We start from the raw sequence: 19937 nt of genomic DNA on the forward strand, positions 1-19937 counted from the left end.
TCTAGCAGTGAAAGGGAGGACAAAAGATGTGGACAAAATATATTAATAGGTCATTGGTGGAGGAAGAAGAAATCCATACTCTATATAAAATTGTTAGAAAGGCCAATACTAAAAGGTTCTTTTTAAATAGGTTAGACCAAAGTTTTAAGAAGATAGAGAAGGCATATTTAAAATTTAATAGGGATATATCCAAAGGGCAGGCTTTACCAAAAGGTACAGACTGGCTGCTGGATAATTTTTATTTAATAGAGCTAATATATAAAGAGCTAAGGGCGAATATAAAAAAAGAAAAAAAGATTGTATTAAAGATTATAGAGACAGGCAAATATAAAGGGTATCCCAGAGTTTATCTATTAGCCTTAGAACTAATTTCCCAAGGATCAGGAAGCATAACAGAGGAAAACCTAATAAGCTTTATTAATGACTTTCAAAGGGAAGATATATTAGCCTTAGAGGAGATAGTCCAGTTTTCAAGATATATCACTTTAGGTCTTATGGAGTGGATTGGAAATATTTCATTTAACTTTCTAAAAATCAATGAAGCTTGGGGAAAAGTAGATAATATAGATCTATCTATAGAAGATAATATTGAAGAGATTATTGAAAATGTACCTAGTATGAACTCCATACAAATAGAAAAGATAGTTAGGAAAATAAGGGAGGAAAAGGAAAACTTTCAAACAATATTAGATAGAATAAATAAAAAGCTAGATTATTATGGAAGAAGTATTGAAGAAACTTTAGAAAATGAATATACTATTCAATCTAAATTTAAAATATCCTTAGGATATTGTATGACATCTTTAAGGAACCTTTCCTCCCTAAATTGGGAGAATATTTTCCATTCTATATGTATTGTGGAAAGGGTACTTATCGAAGACCCGGTAAAAATATATGAAAATATGGATTCTCAATCAAAAAGCTATTATAGGCATGAAATTCAAAGGTTGGCAGATAGATTCAATGTTCAGGAAATACTATTATCTAAAAAGGCATTGGAATTTGCTAAGAAAGAATGGGAAAAAGGAAGTAGAGATAAAAAAGCCCACATTGGATATTACCTTATAGATAAAGGAAGAGAGAGATTATTTAATTTTTTTAATAAAAGTAATAAAAATCCCAGCATTTATTTAAATCCATATAGTTATTATTTGCCAATAGTTTTGTCTTCCCTGTTAATAACAGTTCTTTTTAGTAAATATGGATATAATAAAGGAAATATCTATTGGGGTATTCTAATTTTTTTTGTAATAATTGTTCCAACTATGACGATTTCCATAAACTTATTTAATTACCTTTATTCTAAAAGATTTAGGCCTAAAGTTTTACCTAAAGTCGATTATAAAGAAGGAATCCCTAAAGAATTGGCAACCTTTGTTGTTATACCTACTTTGCTACCTAATGAAGATAGGGTAGAGGAATTAGCTAGAAATTTGGAAATATACTATCTATCAAATAGATTAGAGAATATATACTTTGGAATAGTAGGGGATTTTAAAGATAGTGACAATAAGATAGCCTTAGAAGATGAAAGAATAATAGATAAAGGGCTAAAGGTAATAAAGGAGCTAAATGATAAATATGCTGCAGATGATGAGATATTCTATTTCTTTCATAGAGAGAGGGTTTATTCTGCAACCCAAGAGAGATGGATGGGATGGGAAAGGAAAAGAGGAGCTTTAGTCGAGTTAAACAACCTTCTTATAGGAGATGAAGATACTAGTTTTAATATTATTTCAGGAGATATTTCAAAACTTAAAGGAAAAATCAAATATATTATTACTTTAGATGCAGATACTAAATTACCTATAGAGGGAGCAAAAAAACTAATAGGTACTATTTCCCATCCTTTAAACAAAGCTATTATAGATAAAGGTAAAAAGATAGTCAAAGAAGGATATGGAATAATCCAGCCGAGAATATTGGTGGACATCGAAAGTAGCAACAAATCTCTATTTACACGAATATTTGCTGGAGCAGGAGGAATAGATCCTTATAGTACAGCAGTATCGGATATTTACCAAGATCTATTTGGGGAAGCTATATTTACAGGAAAAGGAATTTATGATTTAGAAGTATTTAGAAGATGTATAAATGATGTAGTTCCTGAAAATGCTGTACTTAGCCATGATCTTCTAGAAGGAAGTTTGATCCGAGTAGGACTAGCAACGGATATAGAATTGATAGACGGATATCCTGAAAAATATAGTTCTTATATTATGAGACAACATAGATGGGTTAGGGGAGATTGGCAATTAATAAAATGGCTTGCTGGAGAATACGGAAAATCTATATCACCTTTATCTAAATGGAAGATTTTAGATAATCTAAGAAGAAGCCTTTTGCCTGTATCTTTGATATTGACCATATTTTTAGGTTTAACATTTTTCCCTGGAAATATTTTTGTCTGGATAGGATTAGCACTGACCGTTTTACTATTACCTATAATAATAATGGCAATAGAAGCTTTGCTGTATAGAAAATATAAAATTGAGAAGATGAAACTGAATGGGAATATAATATATGGTTATAAAACCCATCTATATCAAGGATTATTAACTTTTATGTTTTTACCTCATGAAGGGTTAATGATGGTAGATGCTATAGTAAGAACTCTATACAGGGTATTGGTTTCTAAGAAAAATCTATTGGAGTGGACAACTGCCTTTGATATGGAAAGAAAACTGGGGAATGATATGACCAGCTATTTTAAATTGATGAGAGGAAACTTTATTATATCTCTAATACTAATAGTTCTTACCTATATATTTAATCCATCTAATACAATCATTAGCTTAATTATCGGTATATTTTGGTCTTTAGGACCTGTTGTAGCCTATGAGATCAGTAAAGAAGAAATTGAAATTACAGAGAGAGGGGAAGAAGAACTAAAATTATTAAAGGAAATTGGAGGAAAAACTTGGAAGTTTTATAAAACCTTTACAGATAGTAAGAACAATTTTTTGCCACCAGATAACTTTCAAGAATATCCCTATAATGGAGTAGCAAATAGGACCTCTCCTACAAATATAGGTTTCTATTTGCTTTCCATACTCTCTAGCAGGGATATGGGCTTCATAACCACGGAAAAAATGGTAGTTTTGGTGGAACTAACCTTAGATACTATAGAAAAAATGGAAAAATGGGAAGGACATTTATATAACTGGTATGATACGGAAACTTTAGAACCTTTAAGACCAGTTTTTGTCTCTACAGTAGATAGTGGGAATTTTATTTCCTACCTGATAGTACTTAAAGAAGGATTAAAAGAATATAAAGAAGATTTTAATGAAATTAAAAAGGTAGAGAATTTAATAGATAGAATAGAAGATATAATTGATAATACTAAATTTACTCCACTATATGATGAGGTAAAAGATCTCTTTTATATAGGTTACAATGTAAAAGAAGGGAAGGTATTAAACTCCCATTACGATTTATTAGCTTCTGAGGCTAGGATTTCATCTTATATTGCCATATCAAAGGGTGAGGTGCCCCTAAAGCATTGGGAAAGGCTAGGTAAATCCATAATCATGGAAAATAGTCATATAAGTCTTGCCTCTTGGTCTGGAACTATGTTTGAGTATCTAATGCCTGCTTTAGTATTGAAAAATTATAAAAATACTCTATTAGATGAAACCTATAAAACATCAATTAATATTCAAATAGATTATGGAAAGAAAAACAATGTACCTTGGGGAATTTCCGAATCAGGATTTTTTGCTTTCGACAATAGGCTCAATTACCAGTATAAGGCTTTTGGAGTTCCAGCCTTAGGTTTTCAAAGAGGGTTAAAGGATGAATTGGTCATATCTCCATATTCTACCTTTTTAGCATTAAGATTTGAATCGGAGGAAGTTTTAGCCAATATAAAAAGGCTTAAAGAAGAAGGTTTAGAAGGAGAATATGGGTTTTATGAAGCTATAGACTATAGTATCAACAGATTGCCTTCCCATTTAGATAAAGGTATAGTTAAATCCTATATGAGTCATCATCAAGGGATGATATTTGCGGCTATAAACAATTTTATCAACAAGGATATATTAATTGATAGATTTCATAGAGACCCTCAGATGAAATGTGGAGAATTCCTATTACAGGAAAAAATTCCTTTAAATCCAATTATATCTAAGGAGAAGGAGAATCTAGAGGAGATAGATATTGAAAGGAAAAGGGAAGAAAAATTAGTAAAAAGGATATACGGAAAGGAAGATCTTCAGGATATTAAATGCCATCTTCTGTCCTCTAATACCTATACTCTAATGATTAATAATAGGGGAGAAGGATTTTCAAAAAATAGGGATATATTTATCAATAGATGGAGAAAGGATTATCTATCAATTCCCTATGGACAGTTTATATATATCAAAGATGTAAAAAATAATAATTTATGGTCTACGACCTATGCGCCTACTTATAAAGAATCAGATTATTATAATGTGGAGTTTTCAACCTATAAGGCTAGTTTTAGGCGGAAAGATGGGCATATTGAAACTAAAATGGACATATTCCTATTACCGGAAGAAATTGGGGAAATAAGGAAGGTTAGATTAATAAATAATGGAGATGAAGAATCCATTCTCGAGGCTATAAGTTATTTTGAAATAGTAGGTGAAAAGTTAGCCTCGGATTTGGCTCATCCTGCTTTCAACAATCTCTTTATCAAAACGGAAGCCCTTGAGGAAGAAGAAGGAATTTTAGCCAATAGAAGAAAAAGGGATGAGAAAGGGGAAGATATATGGATTCTTCATGGAGTAAGGATGTTCAATAATGGGGAAGAAAAATTTCAATATGAAACCAATAGAGGAAATTTCATTGGTAGGGGCAATTCCCTAGACAGTCCTAAAGGAATATTTAAAGGGCTTACCAATACTACCGGAGTAGTATTAGATCCGATTATGAGTATAGGAAAAAAGATAAAATTAAAGCCTAAGGAAAAGGTGGATATATTTTTTATTACAGCTCTGACTAGGACTAAAGATGAAGCTATAGAAATATTGAAGAAATATAATAATAAGTCTAGTATAAAAATGGCAATAGATCTTTATAAGACTAAATCTCAAACGGAAATGGGATATCTAAATCTAAACAGGTCCAATTCAAAATTATATGAAGGGTTACTTCCTTATTTATTCTACCTAGATGAGAATATAAAAGATTCCTATGCTTCAATACTAAAACAGAATATAAAGGGAAAAGAAGGATTATGGGCCTATGGTATTTCTGGAGATAATCCAATAATATTAGCTACTATTAAGTCCATGGAAGGTATTGGTACCTTAATCCAGTTATTGGATCTTCATGAGTATTGGTCTTATAAGGGATTGACAGTGGATTTAGTTATATTGAATGAGGAAGATAGTATCTATTATCAGCCTTTATTTGAAAATATACGAGAAATAGTCTATGAAAGAAGAGGCAAAGTAGTCGACATTCCAGGAGGAGTATTTATTAGAAATATAAATACTATGCCAGAAGAGGATTTATTCCTATTCTTCAAATGGGCAACGATAATAATTAAAACGGAAGAAGGGCCTAGGATTAAAAAAATTACAACAGAACCAATCCCCATTAGAGAATATAATAAGGAATTAGTAGAATATCCTAAAAAAGATATAACGTTGGATTTAGAATACTTCAACGGATATGGTGGGTTTTCAGAGGATGGTAAGGAGTATATAATAAAACTTTCAAAGGATGTAAACACTCCCTTGCCTTGGATAAATGTATTGGCCAATAGGGATTTTGGAACCATAATTACTGAACAAGGTAGTGGATTTACCTGGTCTAAAAATAGTAGGGAAAACAAGTTAACCCCCTGGTATAACGACCCAATAATAGAAAGGCCAGGAGAAATAGTATATTTAGTAGATGACAATACTGGGGCAATTTGGACCATTACTCCTAAACCTATTCGAGATGATAGGGATTATATGGTGACCCATGGGATTGGCTATACTAAATTCCATCACCATAGTCAAGGTATAGAACAGGAACTAACGGTTTTTGTCCCCCTAGATGATAAGGTGAAGATTAATTTAATAAGATTAAAAAATGATACCAGTGAAGATAGAAAGATTAGTCTATATTATTATATAAGGCCTGTATTAGGAGTTTCTGACGAAGAAACAGAAATGTTGTTAGAGACAGAAATAAAGGAAAATATATTTTTAGTCAAAAATTCAACAAATAGTGAATTTAAAGGCAGCACCCTTTTCGTAGGTTCTTCAGAAATGGTTAAGTCTTATACAGGAGATAGGAAGGAATTCTTAGGAGTTTATCCTGATTATGAAAGTCCTGAAGGAATTAGAAGGGAAAGGTTGTCTAATAAGGTTGGATTTGGATATAATCCATGTGCCGTTATAGAGATAAATATCCATATTCCAGCAGATGGAGAAAAGGAAATAGTATTTTTGCTAGGAGAAGATAATGATTTTGAAAAAGGTTATCAGGTAATAGCTAAATATAGAGACATTCAAGTTGCTAAAAATGCTTTAATAGCAGTAAAAGAATTTTGGAACAAAATTTTATCTACTATCCAAGTAAGAACTCCAGATAATACTATGAACTATCTAATGAACTACTGGTTAATGTATCAAACCATTGCTTGTAGAATATGGGGAAGAGCTGGGTTCTATCAGGTGGGAGGGGCTTTTGGAGCAAGGGATCAGATGCAAGATGTAGTAAATGCTATTTACCATATGCCTGAGAAGACTAGAAAACAGATCCTCAGAAATTGCAAACATCAGTATAGGGAAGGGGATATACAACACTGGTGGCACCCAATACCAGATAGTGAAGTCCATAAAGGAATTAGGAGTAAATACTCTGACGATTTACTATGGTTGCCTTTAGGAGTGGCAACATATATTAAGGTTACTGGAGATAAAAGTATACTAGAAGAGAAGATTCCCTTTATAGAAAGCCCTATTTTGCAGGAAGCGGAAGAAGAAAGGTATGAAGTCCCTACCATATCCGAAGATATTGGTACAGTATATGAACATTGTATTAGGGCCATCGATAAATCTCTAAACTTTGGAGAAAGGGATTTGCCCCTAATGGGGGGAGGAGATTGGAACGATGGTATGAATAGAGTGGGATATAAGGGCAAAGGGGAATCCGTATGGCTAGGATGGTTTATAGCCAAAGTACTTAAAGATTTCATACCTATTTGTAATATAGTAGGAGATTTTGAAAGAATTAAAAAATATAAAGGGATCATTGAAAAATTAAAGAATGCTTTAGAAACTAACGCCTGGGATGGAGAATGGTATAAGAGGGCTTTCTTTGACAATGGCACACCTATAGGCTCTAAGGAGAATAGCGAATGTACCATTGATTCTATAGCCCAATCTTGGTCAGTTATTTCTACTATAGGGGATAGGGAAAGAATAAAAAAAGCTTTAAAATCTGTAGAAAATTATTTAATAAATGAGGAAGAAGGGATAATAGCATTACTAACCCCACCTTTTGACACTACAGACCAAGAACCAGGATACATTAAATCCTATGTACCAGGGATTAGGGAAAATGGGGGACAATATACTCACGCTGCTACTTGGGTAGTTAAAGCCTTTGCCATGTTAGGAGAGGGAGACAAGGCTTATAAATTATTTAGCCTAATCAACCCAATAAACCATTCTAGAACTCCTATAGAAGCAAATAAGTATAAGGTAGAACCCTATGTTGTAGCAGCAGATGTATATACAAACCCTCAACATTTGGGAAGAGGGGGTTGGACCTGGTATACAGGTTCTTCTGGTTGGATGTATACAGTAGGTTTAGAGGATATATTAGGCTTTAGAGTTATAAAAGATAGATTATATATAGACCCGTGTATTCCTAAGGATTGGGAAGGTTTTAGAATAGAATTTAGATATAATAATACAAAATACGATATAGAGATAATAAATCCAAAAGGAATAAATAATGGCGTCAAATGCCTGATGGTAGATGGAGTTTCTATAGATAATAAATATATTCAATTAATAGATGATGGATTAGAGCATAATGTTATAGTAGAGATGGGAAGCTAGTAATTGAATATTACAAAATTATTACAAATAAGTTCTCATTTCGGTGCCTGGCACCGAAATGAGAACTTATTCATTATAGCTTATTATTTAACTTTATCAAATATTTCCGATACCTTTTTCCAATCTACTACATTCCACCAAGCATCAATATAATCTGCTCTCAAATTCTTATATTTTAGGTAATATGCATGTTCCCATACATCGATGCCAAGGATCGGTGGCTTTCCATCAGAAATAGGATTGTCTTGATTTGGAGTAGAAACAATTTCTAGTTTACCATTGTTTAGGACTAACCAAGCCCAACCGCTACCAAATTGTCCTAGAGCAGCTTTCTTCAATTCTTCTTTAAACTTATCAAATCCACCTAGATCTTCGTCAATCTTCTTTGCAAGTTTTCCATCTGGTTTGCCACCGCCATCTGGAGACATTATCTCCCAGAATAATGTATGGTTATAATGGCCACCACCATTATTCCTTACAGCAGTTCTAATTTCCTCTGGCAATTCATCTAAAGATTTTAAAATCTCCTCAATTGACATTTCTTGAAATTTAGAATGTCCTTCTAAAGCTTTATTCAAATTGTCAACATAGCCCTTATGATGTTTTGAATAATGGGTCTCCATGGTTAATGCATCGATATGAGGTTCTAAAGCATCATAAGAATACTTTAATTCTGGTAATTTAAAAGCCATATTATTCTCTCCTTTATCTATATAATCATTTTGTTATTATCTATTATTATATATATCCAAATATGATAATGATAAACATTATCATATAAAAATTAACATCAGCAGAAAAAGGGAATTGTAAAGGCCTCTTTCCTATTTTAAAGAAAGAGGCCTTTGTTATGCATTAATATTTATTCAATTCTTCCTTCAGTCTAGGGTATAAAATATCTTCTTCTAAATAGATATATTCTAATACTTTGGATTCAAATTCCTTAAGGGTTTCATAGGTTCTATCATAAGTAGCACAGCCATCTTCTGGCGCAGAATACCCACTGGTTATTTTGTTTAGGTCTTTAAACAGATTCTGAATATTATCTTCCTCAGATTCTAATAGGTCTTTTTCCTGGAATATTTCTTCTAGAAATTCCTTTCTAGCTTTTCTTTCAAATATTTTAATTAGTGGTAGTATATTAACTCCTTCTTTAATCATCCTTTGGACTAAATTGATTTGTATAATATGGTAGATTCTATGAACTTTTGAAAGTTCTCTATGGTCTTTACCATGAACTCTTAATATAGTTGTGGTTAGTGTACTTATGCTTTTCATCTCTTTTTGAAAATATTCATGATAAACATCTGTAATAAAGTTGACTAAATCTGTTAATGATTCATTTTGCCAATCTACTATCCTATTTTCCATGATAATACCTCCATAAATTTTAGTATTTCCATTTTACTAGAAAATTTGACTTAAATCCTTGACCTAAGTCAAAATTTTTATTGACAATATATTTTGATCCAATTAAAATATATTTCGAAGCCCTAATATTTTAATCACTATTCAAAATTAAAAATATATGATAGAATCATAAATACTGACGCAAAAAAAGATATAACAGGGTGGATAGGAGGGATATGATGAAGAGAGTGTGGAAAGATAAGAATTTCTTTAGGGCTTTATTTGCAATAGCTTTGCCTATTACATTACAAAATTTAATTGCATCATCTGTGAATATGCTGGATACCCTTATGATTACCAGTTTAGGAGAAGCTAGTTTAGCTGCTGTTGGCCTTGCCAATCAAGTATTCTTTTTTTATGGTGTAACCGTATTTGGTGTATCTACGGGCTCGGCAGTATTTATTGCCCAATTTTGGGGGAAAAGGGATAGGGAAAATGTAAAAAAAATACTAGGTCTATCTCTTTCTATAGCAAGTATAATTGGAATTATTTTTACTTTAGCTGCATTATTTATACCCAACCGCATTATGATGATATTCAGTAAAGACCCGGAAGTAATCCGCCTTGGTGTAGAATACTTGACCATAGTTTCATTTAGTTATATTATTACAGGACTTAGCTTTTCATATGCAGTAGCTTCCCGCAGTGTTGGCAATGCAAAAATGCCAATGGTAGTAAGCTTAGTATCCTTTATTACTAATGGAATATTCAATTATTTACTCATATTTGGAAAATTAGGTTTTCCAGCTTTAGGAATCAAAGGGGCTGCCTATGGGACAGTGATTGCTAGAGTAGTAGAATTGGGTCTCATTTTATATTCTATTTATTCTGGGGATGGGCCTTTAGCAGCTAATATTAAAGAGATGACTAATTGGAATAGAAACTTTGTAAAAAGATATATTAAAACAGCTTATCCGGTAATAGTCAATGAAGCTTTCTGGTCATTAGGTACCGTCCTATATTCTATTGCTTATGCTAAAATAGGTACTGAAGCTGCAGCTGCAGTACAAATATTGAATACAGTACAAAACTTATTTATGACAATAACTAGAGGAGTGGGAAATGCTTGTACTGTAATGGTAGGAAATAAAATTGGTGCCGGTGAGGAAGAAGTTGCCATTGAATATGCTAATAGATTTTTAATCTTATCTGTAGGATTAGGTTTAATTTTAGGACTAGGTCTGTACCTATCATCGGATATTATTTTAAGTATATTTAAAAATTTAACCCCACAGCTATATATAACTTCGAAGAAGTTGTTAAATGTACTAGCTTTGTTTTTCACCGTCAAGGTGTTCAATGGGACCATGATTGTAGGTGTTCTCAGAGGCGGTGGTGATACTAAGTTTTCCATGTTATTAGAGATGGGTGCTGTTTGGCTAGTGGGGGTACCCTTAGCTTTTTTGGGGGCTCTCGTATTTGAACTTCCAGTATATTATGTTACGCCATTAGTCTATTCAGAGGAGATAGTAAAGGCATCAATTGGTTTACCAAGAATATTCTCAAAGAAATGGGTAACCAATATAATAGAAGATATGTAATATTTGAGGCTTGAGAACAGGCCTCTTTTCTTATCTTCTGAAATTTAAAACTCAAAGAAGGTCAAAACATTAACGAACATTCATATCTAATCGATTACCATTGATCGCTAAGAATATTATATTTTCTTTTAATCTATTGAATTTTAAAATTCTTTATGTTATATTTATGGTGAAAGAAATCGTTAATTATATGACAAACATTAGTCTTTTAGGTTATAGAAAGGGAAATTTTAATATTCTTTTTCTCATGTACTAACAAGCAGGAGAGTTTATGCATTAATATCTGATATTTGGTTTATAGGTATCCCCAAATTGGGAATGAATTATGCTTAATTATTGTTACTAAATTTTCCAATAAAGGCGTTAGTCATATAAATAACTAACCTTTTATATTTACCCCAAATGATGTATAATTAAAATGATAAAATTATATGAGGGAGGAGTTTCTATTGTATAAAATTGTTGAGAAAAAAGATCTTGCCCCTAATATTGTTTCAATGGACATTTTAGCTCCAAGGGTTGCAAACTCAGCTCAACCAGGTCAATTTATTATTGTTATAGTTGACGAAGCCGGAGAAAGAATTCCTTTGACTATCTGCAACTATGACAAAGAAAAAGGAACGGTCAACATAGTTATTCAAGCTATGGGTAGTTCCACTAAAAGAATTGCAGCTCTTAATGAAGGAGACTATCTTAAGGATTTTGTAGGTCCCCTTGGAAAACCGTCAGATTACGTTAATGCAGATATTGAAGAAATCAAAAAGCAAAAAGTGCTGTTTGTAGCAGGTGGAGTTGGTGCGGCTCCTGTATTTCCTCAGGTAAGATGGTTCCACGAACGTGGTATCGATGTTGACGTAATAGTTGGTGCAAAGACTAAAGATTTAGTAATACTTGAAGATGAAATAAGGGAAGTTGCAGGTAATCTTTATATTGCTACTGACGACGGTAGCTATGGATTTAATGGTATGGTAACCGGACTTATAGAAGAACTTGTTGTTAATCAAGGGAAGGAATACGATTTAGTAATTTCCATTGGTCCAATGATAATGATGAAGTTTGTATCATTATTGACAAAAAAACTTGGCATTAAAACCGTTGTAAGCCTTAACCCAATTATGGTAGATGGAACTGGAATGTGTGGTGCCTGTAGAGTGACGGTAGGCAATGAAACAAAGTTTGCATGTGTAGACGGACCGGAATTTGATGGACATCTTGTAGATTTTGATGAAGCCTTAAAGAGACAAGCTCAATACAAAGAAGAAGAGGTTGAATTAGCTAAACGTGGAGAGGAAAAAACATGTACATGCCAACATGGAGGTGTTCATAATGGATAGATTTAAAAGAGTTCCTATTTCGGTACAGGACCCAATAGAGAGGGCTTCAAATTTTGATGAAGTTTGTTTAGGATATACGGAAGAAGAAGCTATGGCTGAAGCTAAAAGATGTTTAAATTGTAAACATCATCCTTGTGTGGGTAATTGTCCAGTAAGTATCCATATACCTAGATTTATTAAGCATATTGCAGAAGGTGAATTTGAAGAAGCTGCTCATGTTCTTGCAGAGCAAACTGCACTACCTGCAGTTTGTGGAAGGGTTTGCCCTCAGGAAGAACAATGTGAACAGGTATGTGTACTAGGAATTAAAGGAGAACCAGTTTCTATAGGAAAACTTGAAAGATTTGCTGCCGATTGGGCAAGAGAGCATAATATTGAGTTAGGAAAGACTAAAGAAAAGAATGGATTTAAGGTAGCAGTTATTGGATCAGGGCCAGCAGGTATTACTTGTGCTGGAGATTTGGCAAAAGAAGGTTATGATGTAACCATATTTGAAGCCCTACACGAACCAGGCGGAGTTTTAGTATATGGAATTCCAGAGTTTAGGCTACCGAAAGAAACAGTAGTAAAACCAGAAATAGAAAATTTAAAGAATCTTGGGGTAAAAATAGAAACCAATGTAATAGTTGGTAGAACTGTAACTATAGATAGTCTTTTAGAAGAAGAGGGTTTTCATGCGGTATTCATAGGTTCTGGTGCAGGGCTTCCTATATTCATGGGAATATCTGGCGAGAATCTAAATGGAGTATTTTCTGCAAACGAATTCTTAACTAGAAATAACCTTATGAAAGCTTTTAGAGAAGATTATGATACACCAATAAAAGTTGGCAGTAAAGTTGCTGTTGTTGGTGGTGGAAACGTAGCTATGGACGCTGCTAGAACTGCCCTTAGACTTGGTGCAGAAGTTTGGGTAGTCTATAGAAGGACAGAAAAAGAATTACCAGCCAGAGTAGAGGAAGTTCATCACGCTATGGAAGAAGGAATAAAGTTTGAATTCCTAACTAGTCCCATAGAGATTATTGGTAATGAAAACGGATGGGTTAAAAGTATAAGATGTCAAAGGATGGAATTAGGTGAACCAGATGCTTCAGGTAGAAGGAGACCTGTACCAATAATTGGTTCTGAATTTGAATTTGATGTAGATACTGTAATAATGGCTTTAGGAACATCACCAAATCCACTTATCCCTGCCACTACAGCAGGACTAGAAATAAATGAGAGAAAATGTGTAGTGGTAGATGAAAATGGACAAACTTCAAGAGAAGGAGTATTCGCAGGTGGAGATGCTGTAACAGGATCTGCAACAGTAATCCTTGCAATGGGGGCTGGTAAACAAGCTGCTATAGGTATCGACAAATATATAAAAGAGAAATATGGTAAAAAAGCAAATTCATAAGTAAATATTTATAATTAGCATATAAAAGCTACAGGCTATTCAATTCAATAGTTTGTAGCTTTTTTCATTTGATATATTATTTTATTTTCTTAGGAAATGAAAATTAATATTGCAAAGATTAAGGGTATAGCATATAATATGTATAAACAACTATATGTATATACAGCTTTGCTGTTATTGCGGAGGTGGATAAAGTGAAATCTATATCAAAAAGTAAGGCAGAATTTTCATATAAATGGTGGGGACCTGGTGAATTAAATGCTTTTTTTGGACTTTTAGGAGATGCCTTTTCTAAAATATCTGCAATTATTGGAATTCTTTTATTTGGAGAAGGTTTTCCTAAGGAAATAGTATTAGGAAGAATATTACCAGGGATAGCCATTGCTTCCATCTTAGGTAATTTGTGGTATTTTTATGAAGCCTACAGTTTAGCTCATAAAGAAAAGCGTAGCGATGTTACTGCCCAGCCTTTTGGAATAAGCTCTACTCAGGTTTTTAGTTGGCTATATCTAATAATAATACCTATTTACCGGAATACTGGAAATGCTGAATTAGCATGGCAAATAGGATTAGCTGCAAGCTTAATTGGTGGAATTATTGAAGCTATAGGAGCTTTTATAGGAAAGTACATAATTAAAATAATTCCTTCTTCAGCCTTATTGGGAAATATGGCTGCTAGCGCATTAATATGGTTATCTTTCAATGGTATACTCTCAGTTTTTGAAAATCCTATTGTAGCATTAGTACCATTTTTTCTAATTGTTATCATTTTCAACAACGATATAAAATTACCTAAAAATATTCCAGCAAGTTTGCTTGTTATATTAATAGGGACTTTAATGGCTTGGTTAACAGGATTTAGAAATATAGAGCATTTATCAAGTTCTATAAAAGATCTTAGTTTTTATCCACCAAATTTGTTTATAGCAGATGCATTTAAAGGATTAAAATATATTACTCCATATTTACAAATAATAATCCCACTGGAAATTGCAAATTTCATAGCCACTTTACAAGGGGTAGAAAGTGCAGCATTGGTCGGAGATGAGTATCCAGTTAAACGTTCCATGTTAATGGATGGCATATCAACAATAATTGGCTCACTTTTTGGAAATCCTTTTCCTACTACTGTATATTGGGGACACCCAGGATGGAAAAAAGTTGGTGCAAGAGGAGGATACTCTTTGCTAGTTGGATTAACATACATTTCTTGCTTTTTTGGTTTGCCCCAGTTGTTTTTAGCTGTAGTTCCTTATGAAATAATAGTAATATTGTTAATATATATAGGTATTACTGTAACTACAGAAGTAATGGAAAAAACTGAAACTAAACATTTTATGGTAATGTTAATTTCTTTATTTCCTATACTTGCCCAATTTATCGATAATTTCATAGATTCAACTTTACTAGTGGCTGGACTTACAGTAGAATCTTTGGGTTATAAAGCCTTTATAGAAGGAAATGTATTAATAAAGGGAATAAAAAATTTATCTTATGGAGCATTTTCAACTAGCTTATTATTTGCTATATGGACTGCCTATATATGTGATAAGGAATATAGGAAAGCTGCTATTACATCCTTTATATTAACTTTCTGTTCATTAATAGGGCTTATACATACCCAACATGTAGAATTGTTTTCTAAATCTGGCGTACAATTTGGACTTCTTTATGGAATAATTGGGATATGCTGTTTCATATTTGAAAAATTTAAAGATAACTCTTCTGTTAGCATTTAAAAGGACAAATTATTCTTGACAATAAAAAATCCATATATTATACTATGTATAGTGGTATATACAGCATGGAAATATATGTATAAAACATAATTTAATTAATGATACATAAAACATAGGAGGTCTGCTTTATGGATAAAACTAGAAGAATGAGTAGGATATTTAAGGGAAATGGAAAATCTTTAATAGTAGCAATGGACCACGGAACTTTTAATGGAGCTTCTCCAGCTATTGAAAATCCGGGAGAAACTATTAAAAAGATTGTTAAAGGTGGTGCAGACGCTGCTATAGTCAACTTAGGAGTGGCGAAAAAATTTGCAAAAGAACTAGCCCCTATAGGACTTATTGCGAGGCTAGATATGCCACCAACATTTTTAGGAAAAGGCCATGATAGTACTTTAATATTTGATGTTGAATATGCTCTAAGATTAGGCGCAGATGCTGTAATAATAAATGTAGGGATAGGTAATGGGGTAGAGCATAAAGCTATTCCAGCTTTAGCAAAAGTAGTTAATTATTGTGATAGTGTAGGTATGCCTTTATGTGCTGAAGTAATTCCAGGTGGATTTGATGCAGGGATGGCTATTAGAACTTTAGAAAATGTAGCTAGATGTAATAGAATTGTTTGTGAACTTGGGCCAGACTTTATTAAGACACCTTATGTTCCCGGATTTAAAAAAGTAGTAAAGGAAACCTTCTGCCCCCTTGTGATCTTAGGTGGCCCCAAAACAGATAATCCTGAAGAGTTTTTAGGTTTGATAAAAAATTCTCTAGATGAAGGAGCCCTTGGTGTAGCTATGGGTAGAAATATTTGGGGTGCAGAAGATCCTGTTAACATGACCCGTGCAATAGCGTCACTTATCCATGAAAATGCAAGTGTAGATGAGGCTTATGGTATTTTAAAAGGAGGGAACTAATATGCGGGCTGCGGTAATGCCAGGAGTTGAAGAGATTGAAATAATAGAAGTTCCAACTTTAGAAGTTGGGGAAGATGAGGTACTAGTTAGAGTAAAGGCAGTTGGAATTTGTACATGGGAACAGAAATTTTATGCAGGACAATATGGAGGCTTTCCCTTTATTGGAGGACACGAAATTTCTGGTATAGTTGAAAAGGTTGGTTCAAAAGTAAGTCAAGAATTAGCCATTGGTGACAAGGTTGTTGTGGCAAGTCTGACCCGTTGTGGAGAATGTTATTATTGTCGTAGAGGCTATGATAATCAGTGTGAAAATGCTATAGATGTAGAAAAGGTTCCTGGATATTCTGGGCCAGCTGGATTTGCAGAATACTTTGTTGCAAAAGGATATGAAGTATATAAAATATCCGATGAAATTGATTTTGCTGTTGGAACATTGGCAGAGCCTTTAGCTTGTGTAAATCACAGTATCGATATGGGCAAACTGGAAATAGGTGACTATACTCTTATACTTGGTGGAGGGGTCATGGGTTTATTACACATATTTTTAGCAAAAGAAAAGGGAGCTACTGTAATAGTTAGTGAACCAGATTCTGCTAGACGACAAAATGCTTTGAAACTAGGGGCAGATCATGGAATAGATCCTATTAGCGAAAATATAGTTGAAAGCATAAATGAAATAACTTTAGGTAGAGGAGTAGATGTCGTATTTTTTACTGCTGGAGGGGAAAAGGCTATTGAAGATGGCATAAATTGTTTAAATATACGTGGTAGATTAGTAATTTATGGTTCAACTAAACCTAGTGATTTGATAACCTTAGATCCTAAAATATTTCATTACAACGAAATTACTATAACTGGCGTAACCAAACATACTAAAGAAACTTTTAGGAAAGCAGCAGAAATTATTTCTAATAACAGGTTACCATTTGAAAGCTTAATTTCAGAAAAATATCCTTTTGAAGAAATAAAAAAAGCATTTGAAAGGTCCAAGGATATGTCTACCTACCGGGTTATTGTCGAATTATAAATGGACAAGGCAGTATATTCCTTAAAAAGGAATGTCTGCCTTAGACAGTATAAAATTATGAGAGGAGAATTTAGAATGTCAACTTTTTTCTTAGGCTTCGATATTGGCACTCTTAGTTCAAAAGGAGTATTGGTTGATCAAGAAGGAAATGTAGTTGCACATAAACAATTGAAACACAATATATTAATCCCGAAGGCTGGATATCAAGAACAGGACAGTGAACTTTGGTGGGAAGAGTTTAAATTGATGGTTAAATTTTTTTTAAGCTTGCCAAATGTAAAAGCAAAAGATATTAAATCCATTGGACTCACTGGTTGTGTACCTGCTTTATCTAGTATTGATTCCCAAGGGAAAACGATTGGTAATGCCATTATGCATACGGATGTAAGAGCAGAAAAACAATTAAAATTTATTAATGGTCAACTGGATTTGCCTATTACCCATGGCTTTATGCTTCCAAAGATTCTTTGGGTTAAAGAAAATGACCCAGAAAGGTATAAAAAAACTGCTAAAGTATTAGTACCTCACGGTTTTATTGGATATAAGCTTACAGGGAATCCAACTATAGATTATGATACAGCATGTATTATTGGGGGCGTTTTTAATCCTGCAAAGTTAGAGTGGGATAGTCAAAAAATTAAACAATTTGGAATAAGAGAGGATATTTTACCTACCCCCTGCCCAGCTTCCCAAGTCATTGGCAATGTACTGCCTCAAGTTGCAGAAGAGACAGGACTTACAACAGAAACTTTGGTAATTGCAGGAACCGGGGATTCCTTTGCATCTATATTGGGAGGAGGGGCTTTTGATAGAAACCACCTTATGCTTTGTTTGGGAACATCTGGAACAATAATATATGCTAATTGTCCACCAAGAGAACTAATATCATCTTATCATTTTGGACCTGGTAAGGCTGAATTTATTGGAAGAATATTATCATGTGGAGAATCTATGAATCACATTAGAGAAACATTTCAATATCATTGGTGGGATGAGTTAAACGAAGGTGGCTCTAAAGTTTCCCTAGGATCAGAGGGATTGTTTTTCATACCCCATTATAAACAACAATCAGAAGAATCTTTTTTCGGATTAGATGCGGAATTTATTTATGGATATAGAAGTAAGCATAGTCAATTTCATTTATATAGGGCTCTGATAGAGGGAATTGCTTACAACATTAAAAGTAATTTACTAAACTTTGACAAACCCATTGATCAAATAAATATTGTTGGAGGGGCCGCTAACAGTGAGCTCATTAGGGAAATAATATCTAATGTACTAAATTACCCTTTGACTTTTTATCCCAATAATAGTACAGCTGTAGGGGTAGCTTTTCTTGCTGGATATTGTAGTGGATATATAAGTGATTTTAACCATATTTCAAAGATTTGGTTTACTGAACGTATTAAAGTTAAACCAGATCCTTTAAAAGTTCAGAAATATAAAGATTTATATCAAGTTTATGCGGAGTTGAAACAAAATGTAGAAAAAATTGATGAACTACTCTATTCTAAGAATAATTTGTAAAAAATGAAAAAATAGGAGGATAATTATGGACAAACTTCAAAGAACAGAATTTAAAACTGAAAAAATTAAGGTGAATAACATATTTACTAGTCACAGTTTAAAAGAATATAATAGTATTCCTTTTGAAAGTCGAAAGATTAAAGAGGTTTATGGGGATAATATCAGGTTTCCAAAACCACCAGAAGACAGGCCTTATGTATTTGCTTCTTTTGTTACTTCAATAGATGGAAAATTAGCATATGTTGACGAGCCTAGTGCTTTCTATGTAGCAGCAAAAAATATCTTAGCTGGAGATGGAAGTATGGCTGATTTTTGGTTGTTAAATGCATTGAGAGGGGTATGTGATGCATCAATAATTGGAGGAAATTCTTTACATACTGATGAGGATTATTCTATGCATATTTATGATGAGGATATAGAAAAAGATAGGATAAAACACGGCTTACCTCAAATTCCTTTAAATATTGTAATATCTTTAGATGCTACAGATATTCCTCTGGAACATAAGATTTTTAAGGATGAAAGGATACCGACGATTATTGCAACTTCTCCTGCTGGATTAGAACATATAGAAAAGAATATGAAACAAGATTATGTAGTATTAGGACCTTATGTTACATTGGATGAAGTTGAAAATAATAAAGAGGAAATCCTTAATAAGTTAATAGATTTTCAAAACACTATAGTTCCTGTTGTAATAACAGGGGAAGGAGGTTTTCCAAATGCCTCATTGTTGATGAAAATATTGAGAGAAATAGGTGTAGTAAGGTTATTAATTGAATCACCTGGTTATGGCAATTACCTTATTAAACAGAAAATTATGGATGAGTTGTTTTTAAATCTTTCCTGTGTTTACATTGGCGGAGGGGATACAATGACTTTAGGTAAGGGAGATAAAGGATTTCTATCTACTTATCATCCTCACACAGAGGTATTGTCTATCCATAGCCATAGTCCACATTTTTTCTTCTTGAGACATAGACTTATTTATGATGTAAGTGAAAAATAACAAA

At 33.1% G+C, this 19937-nt stretch carries 11 protein-coding genes; 9 read left to right on the plus strand and 2 right to left on the minus strand.

Annotated features, from left to right (window positions below):
• The first annotated feature begins 26 nt into the window (after window positions 1–26).
• Window positions 27–8036, plus strand: a complete 8010-nt coding sequence (locus tag CUL_RS0102580) for a glycoside hydrolase family 94 protein (protein WP_025640406.1) — start codon at window positions 27–29, stop codon at window positions 8034–8036.
• 83 nt (window positions 8037–8119) lie between these two features.
• Here the strand turns inward: CUL_RS0102580 and CUL_RS0102585 are convergent, their stop codons facing one another.
• Window positions 8120–8728 carry a superoxide dismutase gene (locus CUL_RS0102585; protein WP_025640407.1) on the minus strand — a complete coding sequence of 203 codons (609 nt, stop codon included), beginning with the start codon at window positions 8726–8728 and terminating at the stop codon, window positions 8120–8122.
• A gap of 163 nt (window positions 8729–8891) precedes the next feature.
• The gene (locus CUL_RS0102590; RefSeq protein ID WP_025640408.1) at window positions 8892–9407 is read right to left on the minus strand and encodes a hemerythrin domain-containing protein; all 516 of its coding nucleotides are present in this window, start codon (window positions 9405–9407) and stop codon (window positions 8892–8894) included.
• Window positions 9408–9625: 218 nt separating this feature from the next.
• Between CUL_RS0102590 and CUL_RS0102595 the strand changes: the two genes are divergently transcribed.
• From CUL_RS0102595 to CUL_RS0102630, 8 genes are all read left to right on the plus strand, one after another.
• Complete coding sequence (locus CUL_RS0102595; protein WP_005584069.1) at window positions 9626–10987, plus strand: MATE family efflux transporter; 1362 nt, start codon at window positions 9626–9628, stop codon at window positions 10985–10987.
• A gap of 449 nt (window positions 10988–11436) precedes the next feature.
• The gene (locus CUL_RS19640; protein WP_005584072.1) at window positions 11437–12321 is read left to right on the plus strand and encodes a sulfide/dihydroorotate dehydrogenase-like FAD/NAD-binding protein; all 885 of its coding nucleotides are present in this window, start codon (window positions 11437–11439) and stop codon (window positions 12319–12321) included.
• The gene (gltA, locus tag CUL_RS19645) at window positions 12314–13717 is read left to right on the plus strand and encodes an NADPH-dependent glutamate synthase (RefSeq protein ID WP_005584073.1); all 1404 of its coding nucleotides are present in this window, start codon (window positions 12314–12316) and stop codon (window positions 13715–13717) included. Before CUL_RS19640 ends, gltA begins: the two co-directional genes overlap by 8 nt.
• Window positions 13718–13911: 194 nt before the next feature.
• On the plus strand, window positions 13912–15456 hold the full coding sequence (locus tag CUL_RS0102610; protein ID WP_025640410.1) for a uracil permease: 1545 nt from the start codon (window positions 13912–13914) through the stop codon (window positions 15454–15456).
• A gap of 128 nt (window positions 15457–15584) precedes the next feature.
• Window positions 15585–16370 carry a class I fructose-bisphosphate aldolase gene (locus CUL_RS0102615; RefSeq protein WP_025640411.1) on the plus strand — a complete coding sequence of 262 codons (786 nt, stop codon included), beginning with the start codon at window positions 15585–15587 and terminating at the stop codon, window positions 16368–16370.
• 1 nt (window position 16371) lies between these two features.
• Window positions 16372–17397 carry a zinc-dependent alcohol dehydrogenase gene (locus CUL_RS0102620; RefSeq protein WP_025640412.1) on the plus strand — a complete coding sequence of 342 codons (1026 nt, stop codon included), beginning with the start codon at window positions 16372–16374 and terminating at the stop codon, window positions 17395–17397.
• Window positions 17398–17472: 75 nt separating this feature from the next.
• On the plus strand, window positions 17473–18924 hold the full coding sequence (locus CUL_RS0102625; protein WP_025640413.1) for an FGGY family carbohydrate kinase: 1452 nt from the start codon (window positions 17473–17475) through the stop codon (window positions 18922–18924).
• A gap of 25 nt (window positions 18925–18949) precedes the next feature.
• Window positions 18950–19933: a RibD family protein gene (locus CUL_RS0102630; RefSeq protein WP_025640414.1), complete on the plus strand. Its 984-nt coding sequence runs from the start codon at window positions 18950–18952 to the stop codon at window positions 19931–19933.
• The last annotated feature ends 4 nt before the right edge of the window (window positions 19934–19937 follow it).

Source organism: [Clostridium] ultunense DSM 10521 (genome assembly GCF_000511955.1).
GTDB lineage: Bacteria > Bacillota > Clostridia > Tissierellales > Tepidimicrobiaceae > Schnuerera > Schnuerera ultunensis.

What these genes read in the sequence shown, in the direction of transcription:
- CUL_RS0102580 (WP_025640406.1), top strand. Translation starts at nt 27, where the DNA reads ATGTGGACAAAATATATTAATAGGTCATTGGTGGAGGAAGAAGAAATC.
- CUL_RS0102585 (WP_025640407.1), bottom strand. Translation starts at nt 8,728, where the DNA reads ATGGCTTTTAAATTACCAGAATTAAAGTATTCTTATGATGCTTTAGAA.
- CUL_RS0102590 (WP_025640408.1), bottom strand. Translation starts at nt 9,407, where the DNA reads ATGGAAAATAGGATAGTAGATTGGCAAAATGAATCATTAACAGATTTA.
- CUL_RS0102595 (WP_005584069.1), top strand. Translation starts at nt 9,626, where the DNA reads ATGAAGAGAGTGTGGAAAGATAAGAATTTCTTTAGGGCTTTATTTGCA.
- gltA (WP_005584073.1), top strand. Translation starts at nt 12,314, where the DNA reads ATGGATAGATTTAAAAGAGTTCCTATTTCGGTACAGGACCCAATAGAG.
- CUL_RS0102615 (WP_025640411.1), top strand. Translation starts at nt 15,585, where the DNA reads ATGGATAAAACTAGAAGAATGAGTAGGATATTTAAGGGAAATGGAAAA.
- CUL_RS0102620 (WP_025640412.1), top strand. Translation starts at nt 16,372, where the DNA reads ATGCGGGCTGCGGTAATGCCAGGAGTTGAAGAGATTGAAATAATAGAA.
- CUL_RS0102625 (WP_025640413.1), top strand. Translation starts at nt 17,473, where the DNA reads ATGTCAACTTTTTTCTTAGGCTTCGATATTGGCACTCTTAGTTCAAAA.
- CUL_RS0102630 (WP_025640414.1), top strand. Translation starts at nt 18,950, where the DNA reads ATGGACAAACTTCAAAGAACAGAATTTAAAACTGAAAAAATTAAGGTG.